Raw genomic sequence first — 12708 nt, 5'->3', positions numbered from 1 at the left:
CAGAAAGTATGTATCTTCGAAATCTATTTTACATCCGGATGAATCAACAATCATTCCTATATAACTTTTTATTAGATCCCTCCTACAAGCTGTGGAGGTATGCAGCCCTTATTCTCTTTTTCACGATTATCTCAGTCAATCAGGCGATAGTCGGTTATAAAGAGATCATACCTGTGATGGGGAATAAAGTCTATTGGATTGTTTTAAATACAATCTTGATGTATATGGTCACTGTCTATCTGTTTTTCAACCTTGTCTTGCGCTTTCTGTCGCTGGGGCAATACGGGCGCTTTGTCTTGATGATTATCCTATGCGCCACTCTTTTCACTGCCATACCCAATATTGTGTATGCTGTCTATCAGGAAGATTTTGATTTATTTGAAGAATGGGCTATTGTAGACAACCTCTCCGCCTTTATCATTTTTCTGTTATGTATTCCCGGGGTGGTTCTTCCTGTTTTTATCCGTAACTGGCTTTTGTCTGATCAACGACTCAACCAGTTGAAGATTAAACAGAAATCCTCGCAGATCGAGCAGTTGAAAGAGCAGATAAATCCCGCCTCATTCTTTAAAGTGCTCCATAAAAGTGGTACCCTGGTGAAAGCTGATCCGGACAAAGCCTCGGCTATGCTGATGAAACTGGGAGTATTGCTTCGCTACCAACTCTACGATTGTAACAGACCACAGGTATTACTTACCGCCGAGAAATCCTTTCTGCTGAATTTTCTGGAACTGGAAAAAATGCATGCTATAGGATTCGATTATTCCATCACAACGACCGGAAAAGTGGACAACATATTCATCTCACCCTCTCTCCTCCTGCCGTATGTGCAGAGTGTAGTCAATGCCTTTAATGGTCATAACGAAACGCGGCGTATCGACATCGAGGTCAAGAATGCGGAGGAGCAACTTTCCGTAACTCTACGGATAACAGGGCTGGAACATATCCCCCGTTTAAAAGAAGAATTAATAAAAGTGGAAGAGCGTCTCGATACGTTATACAAAGACCGGTATACGATAACTGTTTCCGATCAACAACCAGATGGAGAAATAGATGTGGATTTGCAATTACACATGAAATAAGCTATGCAGGAGCATCATCACAACAACATCATTATCCGGTTGCTGGTATCCCCCCGTCTAAGGATACTCCGGCATTTGTTTCTAGTTTTATTCACTTCTTCCATTGCTGCTGGTATAACCTGGTTTATGCTCGAAGAGCGGGAAACAATGACTACTCTGCAAAAATATGGTAGCCTATTTCTTTTTACTTCACTGTTCCTGGGAGGATGTTACCTGAGTATTTACCTGCTGACCCCACGGTTATTATTAAAGAACAGATGGGGTACTTACCTTTGTTCGGTGATGGGTATCGTATTAGGGATAATGATCGTCAGTGTGTTGGTTGAAATGCTCTTAGGCAACGAGGGAGAGACCGTTGAAGAAACGAGTATTATCCTGGGAATAATCTCTTTTATGTCTTCTTTCCTCTCTCTCACGCTATTGTTTGTAGGAACTTCCGCACTCGTTCTGTTTAAATACTGGATCCAGGATATGCAACAAGCCGAAGAGTTGGAATCTGCCACTTTGCAGTCCGAATTAAAGCTACTCGAGAATCAGATCAACCCTCATTTCCTTTTTAATATGCTGAATAATGCAAATATCATGATAAAAAGTAATCCCGACATGGCCATTCATATCATTGCCCGTCTGGAAGATATGTTGCATTATCAGATGAATGATAGTTCGCGGAAAGAAGTTACTTTAAAAGAAGAGATAGTGTTCCTAAATGATTATCTCGAACTGGAAAAGACCCGCAGGGATTATTTCAATTATACCATAACAAAAGAGGGAGAGCCGGATCATATACAGATACCTCCTCTGTTATTTATCACTTTCGTTGAAAATGCAGTGAAACACAACCAGGATAGCCGAACTGCGTCCTATGTATATCTATTGTTTCGCAAATCCGCAGGGAAACTCACATTCATCTGCGAAAATTCTATCCCTCGGAAATCTCCCGAAAAAGAGGTGGGAGGAATCGGCCTGACTAATGCGAAACGCCGGTTGGACCTGTTGTTTAAAGACAATTACCGTCTCGAACAAACAAAAACTGATACAAACTATACCGTTAAATTAGAGTTTCGATTATGAGATGTATTATCGTGGACGACGAGCCTATAGCTCGTGAAGGAATAAAATTGTTAGTCGCTGAAATTCCCCAGCTGGAACTACTGACCAGTTTTAATAATGCAGAGGATGCCTCGGTCTTCATCCATGATACGACAGTTGACCTGATCTTCCTGGATATCAATATGCCCGGCATTAACGGTATTGAATTTGCCCATAATATTCCCCGGCAGACTCTTATCATTTTCACCACCGCGTATTCCCAATATGCCCTGGACAGCTACGAGGTCGACGCAATCGATTACCTTGTCAAACCGATCGACCCCGTAAAATTCCGCAAAGCGGTAAATAAAGCCATTATATATCATTCGTTGTTGATCAACGAAGAGAAGAAACGGGTAGATGTGGAAGATGAATATATCTTAGTGAAATCCGACCGCAAGTATTTTAAAGTAAACCTGAATGAGATCCTTTTTGTCGAAGGCCTGAAGGATTATGTGATTATCCAGATGGAAAATCAGCGAATTATTTCCCGCATGACTTTAAAATCCATCCATGAATTATTGCCCCAAAGTATCTTTATTCGTATAAACAGGTCGTATATAATTAACACAAAATATATCGACTCATTCGATAATAATGATGTATTCATTAAAAATTACGAGATCGGCATCGGGAGTTCATACAGAGAAGATTTTTTTAAGAGCATTGCCACTAATAACGCGCTATACTGAACAAAACAAAAACCGTCACGTTGCTATCGGTTTTTTTAAAATATTATAAACACTTTTCTGTTAGAGGTACCTCTAAATTCATTTAGAGGTAGGTGTAAATCAGTTTAGAGGTACGTCTAAAATAATTTAGACGTACCTCTAACAAAAAACAGACCTACGTGTGACAGAAAAACAGACGAATCATGTTTGTTTTTCTATAGGATGATGTAGAAAAAAGAAGGTAGACTCTTTCGAAAACCAAACGAAAGAATAGCGCGTGCAAAGACAACTGATGTTGACTATTTCACCTTATAAGCCATCAGAACCGTTCCATGGCGCATATACAATGTACCGTTCACGATGACCGGATGCGCCCAATGAGGACCCTCTCCTTTTTCGATACGGAATTCACTGACCACATCAAACTTCTCACGACTCGGTTTTACCAGTCCCACTCCTCCACGACGTTCATCATAACAATACAACATACCGTCGGCAGCCACAATGGAGCCTTTCCCTTTTCCGCCGCTCCAGGCCTCTTCAAATCTTTTTTCTCCGGTATTCCAATCGAGACCTACCCAGTTGCCCTGATTATTATTGATCCAGTTGGAACCGTATATCGTACCGTCTACCAGGACATATCCTCCATGGTGCGTATCCAGGACATCTGTTTTCCACAACAAAGTAGCTGAAGTCATCGTCTCATTTAACTGCAACATATAACCACCGATATCATACCCATGACAGAAAAAGACACGTCCGTCTTTGAACAGCGGCGTATTCGGTGCGATATTCACCCACTCCGGTCTGGATGCTGTCATCGCTTCACTCCGCCAATCACTGAAAGTCCATTCGATATCCCCCGTATCAGGGTTAACACCCAACACCGTAGCGCCTGTCGATCCGATAATCTGCCGTTTCCCTTTATAAGTCACCAACATCGGAGATACATAAGCCCCTGTATCACCCAACGCACGGGTTTTCCAGACAACAGCTCCGGTCTGTGCGTTCAATGCCACCATCGTCGTCTGATCGCCCGAGGGGGTATAGATCACTTTATTATCAAACACCAAAGGGCATTCCGACGTTCCCCAGTTGCCTGTCTTCCGTTCGAACTGAGTGCCTCCATCGACTTTCCAGACGATGGCACCATCAGACGTATTGAAACAGACGATCTCTCCCGATCCGCTGATCACATACGCCTTATCGCCTTCAATAGCCGGAGTGGTACGCGTTTCCGGATAGGACTTATCCCATGGAGTACCATAAGGCACCTGGTAGATTTTCTTGCCGTCAAGCGTATAAGCAGAGAAGATCTCCTGTGTTTCATCCTCGTTCATCCCTGTAATATAAAGACGGTCGCCAACAATGACCGGACTGGAATACCCTTTCCCCACTTCGAATGATTCCCATAACAATTCGGGACCGTCGGCCGGCCAACTCTTAAGTAATCCTGTTTCCGGATAGATCCCGTCGCGGGTAGGTCCTCGCCAGCCATACGGAGATTGAGCGGTAGCCTCTCCAAAGATAAAAACCATCAATACAATGACATAAATAGAAACAAATCGTGTTTTCATAAGACTAATTATTTTTAATTGAATACTTTATGATATACTTCTTTTAATTTTTCTGCTAAGACAATGTCGCTGTACCGGGTTATCGAGAGGTCATTGGCACTGATACGGCACTGAACCATCAAGCTTTGATCGGTCAGTATGTGCTCTAATGCATCAGCCAAATGATCACTGTTATTCTCCTGATAGGTAATCCCGGCATCGCCAACAATCTCAGGGAAAGAACCTGTAGCCGGCTCGACAGCCGGACGTCCGGCAGCGAAAGCTTCACAGAGATAAAGTCCTACTCCTTCATTAAAACGTAAAGGCACGGAAAGGACAGTGATGGATTCGTAAAACGCAGCATGATCATCGAGACTGTATGATTCGCATATCTCGACATCGCTCTTGAATGGCTCAAGCATTTTCCTGATTTTTTTCAAAAAAGCCTTATTCTCTGCGGTATACCCGCCACCGATCTTTAACCGGAGTCGTTTGACTGAATCTCGTTTTTTGAGTTGAATGAATGCCTCCGCCAGAATATCTAATCCGTTCTCATAATTCATCCGGTAAAAGAAACCGATTACAGGATCCACCGGATATGCGGGGGCATTGTATTTACTTCGGTCAACACCCGGATAAATCACCTCGACATCTATCAGTTGCGGGATACGCTCACGGATAATTTCCTTATAGAAATGGCTGGTAGTGATAAAACGATCGATATAATGCAGGTTATCCGCGATGCCTTTCCAGGCTATTCGGGCATATTGATCTTCCAAACTATCGATCCATACTTCTTCATCCTGAACAGAGCAGATGATAGGTATATCCAACTCCTCCTTAATCGAACGCGATATACCCAGTAACAATGTACTCGAAAGATGAATAATATCCGGTCTGTCCTGACTTTTCAGCCACTCGATCAATTGGTTGACCTGATCTGTAAATGCCGGATCTTCTCCGGTAATCATAGCCAATGTCATATCTTCTGTTCCCCGGGCTGAAGTGGTACCCGACATGGATGAAGCGACCTTCAACATCCTGTCCGAACCGGTAAACCGTTCGAGCCATTTCGGCATTTTCCGTTTACCGAAAAACTTCTGAGCCGTATAAAACGTAGTAGCCGGGAAAAACAACGGTGTATCTGCCTGAAAAGATGCATGTCGCAACGGAAGGTAAAGCGGCATGACAATCACTTCATGCCCGGCTTTACGCAAAGCTGATGCCTGTAGATTATCACGGAAACAGTTTCCGCAATAAAACGAATCGCCTGAGCCGGGTATGATAAAAAGTATCTTCATAATTTGTTCAAAAAGTTCAATGATCTTCGAACTTATACCCTATTAGCTTTGAATCTTGAATGCAGAACTTTGAACGGATTCTTTGACTGATTTTCTGACAAAGACAATCACACATATCACAAAGAATATGGCAAAGAGTAAAGCCAACAACCATACCCAAAGGCTGGTGTTCATAAAACTGATGCTTACTCCAACAAGGGCGCTTATTACACCTGTTAGGATTGCATATAATGGAACCAATAGGTTCTCCCGGTAAAGAGTCTCCTCAATCCGGTTATTAGTGAATCCTAATGTTTGATATAATTCAATCTCTTTTCTGCGCATAGCCAGGTTCTTACGGATAACGATAATAAAACTAACTATGCCGATCAGTAGTCCCAATCCTCCTAATGTCAGGAATATAGTGAGGTAGGTATCTGTAACCGTATTGAACTGTTTCAAGCGGTCATTGGTCGTCGATACATTGACCCCGTATTCGTTCAAGGCTTGAGAAAGCAATGTTTTAACCTCCTCCTTTTCATCTTCAGCCGTTTTCAATAAGAATACTTCACAGCCTGTAGTCTCTTCCCATATCTCACGGAACAATGTGCGGTCGATCATAATATGCCCTTGGAAAACGGAGTTGGATAATGTTCCGATCAGTTGTATACCGACACGTTTTCCCCCGTCTCCTTCATACCAAAGGGTGTCGCCGAGATTCATGACGAGACTCCATGTTAAGACGGTTGCGTCTACTAATGCCGGATAGACCGAATCGGTCTTTTGTTGCATCCGGTCGAACACAGCTTCCCTTTCAAGGGGATATAAACTCAGTTCAATTTGAAAATCACTTTCAGTCAATGCTTGCATATCTACACCTAATACGGTAGGAGTTGTTACTTTATTCAGATTTAAGCAACTGGCATCATCGGCATTATAACGCAAACATTGTAATATCGTTGTCTCAGTAGACAATGCTGTGAGCGACAATCGTTCTCTACCCGCTTGGGTAGCCATATTATGATAAACGGGTACCGTACTCTCACACCAGAGAGTATACCCACCTGTTCCGGTACGGAGTTGTGAACTATCAGCAAAGCCCTTCCGGTTAAGTCCTACCGAGAAAACGATAAAGACACCGGTTGCGAGGGCAAAGAAAGAGAGCATCGCCTGTTTTTTATTGATATATAAAGGAGCCCATATCAGTTTGGAACTTGTCAGGCGCCCTTGTCTCTGCATTCCATTCCTGCAAATCACATAATCTCCCCAGATGGCTGCTGTCCCCATCAGAATAATGCCGACCAATACAAAAAGCGTAACCGACTGAATAAAGAATAGATTCACGAGAATAATCCCAATAGCGACAAAGCCTGATAAAACGGCTATTCCCTTTTTTGTGCGTAAAGAGTATTTTTTCTTTCCTAACCGTTGTTCTTTTTTCTTCAGCGAGCGGATGATTGTTCGGCGTAGTAACCCTAAAGAGAGACCGATTCCGACCAGAAAACCGACAAGAATAGTCAGGATTCCCGGATAAACGGAAAAACCGTCCGTATGCGTAGCGCCTTTCCAAACGCTTCCGAGCAACCACATAATAAGGACTGTATATAATAAACCCGCAATAACACCGGCCACGGACGAAAACAGTACGACAGGCGCAGATTCTTGCCATAACATCCGTACTATTCTTTTTCGGGTAAATCCCAATGCTTTCAACAGGTCTATTTCATTCCTACGCTGGTAGAGCATTTCCGACAATGGTACCAGCATCAGTAAAATTGCAGAGACAATAATAAAGAACCCCAATGCCAGGAACAGACTGGAGAAGTCGACCCCGTTTCTGGCTGCGTATATACCGGCTTCACGGGGATAGATCAACTGGATACCAAACATTTCTGCCCGCAGTCCTGACAGATCAGGTATTGCATCGGACACCCGGATTGCTGTAGCAGTGCCATATTCATTACTCCAGTCGTTTGCAACGGCCTTATAAGATATGATCGCTTTGGGTGTACTGCCGTACAATTCCCAATAGTTCTCATCTTCTTCTTTGATCTTATCCATTTCGATGGGAAGATCGCTATCCCAGTCGGTACAACGTTCGACATCCGATAAACCTGGGAATTCGGCACTCAACGTCGGATCCTCCTGTAATTCGGTCAATGGAACGATTCGGGCAACCGTCAGTCGGAGAGAATCGGTACGGAGTGTCTTTAAATCATGCGCCGTATAATAAGTGAGTCGGATTTGATCGCCGACTTTAACATGGAGCCTCCGAGCCGAATAATCCGAGAGAATGACCTGATCGGCCTGTAGTTCTTCATCCTTATAACGGTCAACTGCAGAAACAAAAGAATAAGGGATGGTTCGATCATCCCGTTCTATGGCATTTGCCAGGTAAGAGAACAGGCGATTGGGTGCAGTGTTTGCTTGTATAATGTGATCAACGACCTCTTCCTGTAGGAAGACACGATCGGAAATAATCTCTGTAAATCCGTCCCTTTGCCTGACAGATAATCCTGACGATGAATAATTCCAGACTTTTCCTAAATCTGCTGTATTGATTTCATTCGGAGAAAGGATCAGATTGATTTTTCCTTTCACTTCTTGTACCTCCGCTAATTCCCTGCGATCGACAAAAACGTTGAAAGGGATCACCTGTTCGTTCTTCATACTGATATTTCCGCCTTCTTCCACTTCTACTATTCCGTCGAAAGAAAGGCGTAAACTGGTTGTATAATTCTCCGTCACAAAAAGGGAGCCTGAAGGAATCAGACCGGTAGCCGGTAAACGTAAAACAAGATCACCGTTATCCTGTCCGAGTTCTTTATATAATGCCCGGTTTACCTTCACTTTGCCGGATGAGATGGACAGGTCATCCGTTCCCCAGACAAAGACCGGCACCAATTTTCCGTTGGAGGAGATGAAACCGTTTGTCAATAATATGGCTCGGGAAGAACCGACAAAAAGAGCGTTGGCGGCTAACTCCTCTTCCATAAAGGCGTTGCGTGAGAAAATAATAGTTTCGGTATCACCAAGCCTTTCCGTTACCCGTTGAACCAATGTCATACGAACGGAGTCGCCCACAACAAGGCTACCGACTATAACCGCTACGGTAATCAGTACCGCAGCCGCAACCAGTTTGTAGTAGCGGGTGTAATAACGTATGTTTTTATGTGTCAGTTCCCTGAATTTCACAATAAGACTCCCTCTTTAAGCGTAAGAATCCGATGAGCGAAAGATGAAGTCTCATCAGAATGTGTAACCATAATAATGGTCGTATGTAATGTTTGATTAATTTCTGAAAGTAATGAAGCGATATTCCGTGCGTTCGCGGCATCCAACTGTCCTGTCGGCTCATCAGCCAACAACAAGAGCGGTTTCATGATCAATGCACGGCAGACAGCCACACGGCTGGCCTCTCCTCCGGATAAGGTAGAAGGATATTGATGCCCTATTCCCTCTATATGCGTTAGTTTTAGTAATTCGTTCGCATACGTTGTTTGTTCATCGTCCGATTCGGAAGCGTATGCCAAAGTCGGGAGCAATATATTTTCTAAAGCTGTATACTGGGGCATCAAACGGTGATCCTGAAACACAAAACCGATATCTCTATTCCTTATTTGGGAATGATCGATACGCGTATCAACCATTTCTTCTCCGTTCAACAGGTAATTGCCCGTATCGGGTTGAAGTAATGTACCTAAAATGGATAATAAGGTTGTTTTTCCCGAACCGGATTGTCCTTTCACAGCTATAAACTCTCCTTTTTCTACATTCAGGTTTATTCCGCGGAGAACGTGATTCAGTTTGTTCTCACCATCTCCGAAACTCTTCCTTATATCTGTAAGTTTAATTAATGACATATATTTTTTAGTTCAAAAATTCTACCTTGAACCCTAAAATCCGAAAGCCTTCGGATTTTAGTCTTTCCCGAAGCAGAATAGGGTTCCTTTTGTCGTTAGTATAAAGAAATGGTTCTTTATAATTGCGGGTGAACCGACGATTTGTTCTCCGGTATCATATTCCCAAAGTAATTCTCCGCTTTCTGCATCCAGTATGGAAACAATACCTGTTTTTGTACAGATAATAACCTTATCATCACATACGACGGGTGAACTTTCTCCCATATTTCCTTTCATCATGTATTTCCAGTTCTCTTTACCAGTTTTACGGCTCATGGAGGTGAGATGCCTGTCTCCTGTCACAAAATAATAAGCTTCACTGGATATCGCCGGAACAGAGACAAATGAACCGCTTTCACTATTGCCTGTAACAATCTTCTTATGGCGGATGATCTTTCCGTTCTCCAACATCAGTTTATAAATACTTCCGGAGTAATCGCCTACATAACAATAATCTCCCATAATAGCCGGTGAAGCGGGCACATAGGCATCGAGTAATAAAGAGTCTGTTTGTATACCTGTCTGACAGTCAATAATCCTGACCCAAGAATCGCAACCTCCAAAGATGACATGTCCTTTCCATAATGCAGCCGCACCATTCAGATAATAGCCCGATTCAAACTGGCTCAACATTTCTCCGGTTTTAGCATCTACACAATAGAGGTAATTATCATAACTCCCAAAAACAACGGCTTTCCGCTTTCCGAACTTAGTCAGATTCGGGGAAGCAGAGACTTGTCCCATTGTTTCATAATTCCAGATCGTATCGCGTTTAGCCAATGAGATTGCACTCATATAGCCGTCGATTCGACCGATATACAATACAGAGTCATAGATCATCGGTGTAGCTTCTACCGCTGTCTGAAAATCATATTTAAACGTCTCTTTTCCGTTTATATCGACTCCTCTCACAAGCCCTCTGCGATCACACCAATAGGTCGTACCCTTATCTACGACAGGGGAAGAGACTGTACGGACATCACTTTTAAATGTCCATAACAACTTCGGTTTTTTAGGAAGCTTAGTATTTGTATATCCACTCAGTGCCGCATCTCCTCTGAACAAAGGCCAGTCCATCTCCCCGTCATTTCCTGAAAAGTCGGACTTGCCCCCGCAACCAAACAGCAGGAACAATATTCCACCAAGTATTGCCAATAGTCTCATAATCTTCATCTCTTTTTAGTTCAAAGTTCAAGGTTTAAACCCGGAACATTGAACCTTGTATTTTTAAACTTTATATAGTGCTCCTGTCGGACATAATTCAGCCAGTTCTTCCCTTACATTATTCTTATTTTCTTCCGGCAGAACAACCTGCATACCAAAACCTCTGTCTTTAAACGTAAAACCGTTTTCACTGTTATAAACACATAATCCGCAACGGATACACTTCGCCTGCTCAAACCACAGGTTTCCGGTCACATGCATTTTTGTCATCACGGGCAATGTAGAATTCGCTTCATACCGTGTCCGTTTTATTCCTTCTGTCGTAGCATATAAACGCAACTTGCAATCCGTCCTTCCGGCACAAGCACAATGCAGGCAGTTGGAAGCCGTATTGACAGTTGCTTTTAATCGCTCCCGTTCTGTCGGCGTAAATCGTCCCAACCGGGAAAGATACATATTCTTTGTCTTCGTATGTTCTGTTCTATCGGCTTCAACACCGGATGGTTCTCCTTTCTCAACCACTTCTTTGATGATCGCGCGAATAGTTACAGCTTTATCGATGGTACCTCGTCGACATGCTTTTTCACAAGGGGCTTTACAGGTATCACAGGCTATTTCTGGTAGTTGAAATGAAGCTTCAATTTCCGCATACGCTTTATTATATACTCCGTCATCATAATAACCCAGCATCTTCTCTACGTCCAATCCTTTCGGGCAGACCATGGTACAAGGCGCTTCACAATCGGCACGATGATCGCTCAACAGCAATTCGAGCGATAAGGAACGAACGAGTTTAACCTCTTCACTTTCTGTTTCTATATCCATCCCCTCTGTCGGTAAAGTCGTACACGAAGGTATGATCTGTCCATTGGCACTATTTTTAACGGCACAAACCATGCAGGACGATTTATGCTTCGCTCCTTTCCCATAACATAAAGAAGGAACAGTATAACCGAGCCGACGAGCCACTTCGATCAGGGTTTCGCCGGGCAAAACTTCTACAACGGTATTATTTATCGTAATATTCATAGATTACTCTTCTGTTTTTATCGCAATACCCCTTCGCAGGTACACGTCAATATGTAACGATACCCATCAGCCGCATTGCCTTTTATTTTAACCATTCCCGGGTACTCTATATGCATCCCTCCAATTTCCACATTATTATCAGCAACATATTTGAGTAAACGTTGACGCGATTCTACCGCTTTCGCCGGATCTGTATCATACGTTACCGCCACCTGCGGATAAGGCATCTGAATCGGCATCGCATGTGCCAGATCACCCCAGATGCAATACTCCTCTCCTTCCGATTCAAGCAGATAGGCGGTATGACCTGGAGTATGTCCGTAAGCGGCAATGCCACGAATGCCGGAAACGATTTCATGATCCGTCCCTTCTAACTCCCCCGGCACAAACAGTTCCAGTTTATCTTTATATGCATCGATCACCCGGCGTGCCTGAGTAAAGCCGCCTCTGCGGTCTTCCGGTAAGCGCTGCATTTCCTGATCGCTCATCCAGTAATCGTATTCTGGTTTCGGAATATAGAGGATGGCCGAAGGAAAACTCTTCTTCCCGTCTTTCAATAAACCTCCAATATGGTCGCCATGCATATGAGTCAGTAAAATAATATTGATAGCTTCCGGAGTCTTGTTACAGGATTCCAGATGGGCAAACAATTTCCGGCCGAATCCGGCATCTACCAGAATCGTGTTTTCCGGTGTTTCCAACAGAAATGCATTGACCGCATTCGGGAAAGTGCCTTCCGGTACATATTGCTTCAACATTTCGTCGGTTGCGCCGATCAAAATATCCTTACTGCCTTGTTGTCCCCCTTCGGGAAGAAGTGTTATATTGATCTGACCGAGACTATAAGTAAAAGGATACTCTTCAACCTGCGCTGCCACTTGAAATGTAGCCAGAAAGACCCAAAGACATGTAATCAACAATTGTTTACTCTTCAT

General features: G+C 43.3%; 10 protein-coding genes. 3 read left to right on the top strand and 7 right to left on the bottom strand.

Annotated features, from left to right (window positions below):
- Nucleotides 1-38 precede the first annotated feature (38 nt).
- The 3 genes from M2135_RS11550 to M2135_RS11540 are packed head-to-tail and all read left to right on the top strand — an operon-like array spanning nucleotide 39 to nucleotide 2863.
- Entirely contained in the window at nucleotides 39-1082 is a 1044-nt protein-coding gene (locus M2135_RS11550; RefSeq protein WP_280748664.1) for a histidine kinase, read from the top strand.
- A 3-nt stretch (nucleotides 1083-1085) separates the two neighbouring features.
- Nucleotides 1086-2153: a histidine kinase gene (locus M2135_RS11545; RefSeq protein ID WP_280748663.1), complete on the top strand. Its 1068-nt coding sequence runs from the start codon at nucleotides 1086-1088 to the stop codon at nucleotides 2151-2153.
- The gene (locus tag M2135_RS11540; RefSeq protein ID WP_280748662.1) at nucleotides 2150-2863 is read left to right on the top strand and encodes a LytTR family DNA-binding domain-containing protein; all 714 of its coding nucleotides are present in this window, start codon (nucleotides 2150-2152) and stop codon (nucleotides 2861-2863) included. The genes M2135_RS11545 and M2135_RS11540 overlap by 4 nt, the downstream gene beginning before the upstream one ends.
- A gap of 278 nt (nucleotides 2864-3141) precedes the next feature.
- Here the strand turns inward: M2135_RS11540 and M2135_RS11535 are convergent, their stop codons facing one another.
- From M2135_RS11535 to M2135_RS11505, 7 genes are read right to left on the bottom strand one after another with little or no spacing between them, the layout of a single operon-like run.
- Nucleotides 3142-4419, bottom strand: coding sequence for a PQQ-like beta-propeller repeat protein (locus M2135_RS11535; RefSeq protein WP_280748661.1), 1278 nt, complete (start codon nucleotides 4417-4419; stop codon nucleotides 3142-3144).
- A gap of 14 nt (nucleotides 4420-4433) precedes the next feature.
- Nucleotides 4434-5699 carry a glycosyltransferase family 4 protein gene (locus tag M2135_RS11530; protein WP_280748660.1) on the bottom strand — a complete coding sequence of 422 codons (1266 nt, stop codon included), beginning with the start codon at nucleotides 5697-5699 and terminating at the stop codon, nucleotides 4434-4436.
- Between the two features lie 42 nt (nucleotides 5700-5741).
- Nucleotides 5742-8873, bottom strand: coding sequence for an ABC transporter permease (locus M2135_RS11525; protein ID WP_280748659.1), 3132 nt, complete (start codon nucleotides 8871-8873; stop codon nucleotides 5742-5744).
- Nucleotides 8870-9541: an ABC transporter ATP-binding protein gene (locus tag M2135_RS11520; protein ID WP_280748658.1), complete on the bottom strand. Its 672-nt coding sequence runs from the start codon at nucleotides 9539-9541 to the stop codon at nucleotides 8870-8872. Before M2135_RS11520 ends, M2135_RS11525 begins: the two co-directional genes overlap by 4 nt.
- A gap of 57 nt (nucleotides 9542-9598) precedes the next feature.
- On the bottom strand, nucleotides 9599-10753 hold the full coding sequence (locus tag M2135_RS11515) for a PQQ-binding-like beta-propeller repeat protein (protein ID WP_280748657.1): 1155 nt from the start codon (nucleotides 10751-10753) through the stop codon (nucleotides 9599-9601).
- Between the two features lie 54 nt (nucleotides 10754-10807).
- Nucleotides 10808-11773: a 2Fe-2S iron-sulfur cluster-binding protein gene (locus M2135_RS11510; protein WP_280748656.1), complete on the bottom strand. Its 966-nt coding sequence runs from the start codon at nucleotides 11771-11773 to the stop codon at nucleotides 10808-10810.
- 17 nt (nucleotides 11774-11790) lie between these two features.
- The gene (locus M2135_RS11505; protein ID WP_280748655.1) at nucleotides 11791-12708 is read right to left on the bottom strand and encodes an MBL fold metallo-hydrolase; all 918 of its coding nucleotides are present in this window, start codon (nucleotides 12706-12708) and stop codon (nucleotides 11791-11793) included.

Origin of the sequence: Parabacteroides sp. PF5-9, assembly GCF_029893105.1 — a bacterium.
GTDB lineage: Bacteria > Bacteroidota > Bacteroidia > Bacteroidales > Tannerellaceae > JARXWG01.
This window is presented reverse-complemented; position numbering and strand designations above follow the sequence as displayed.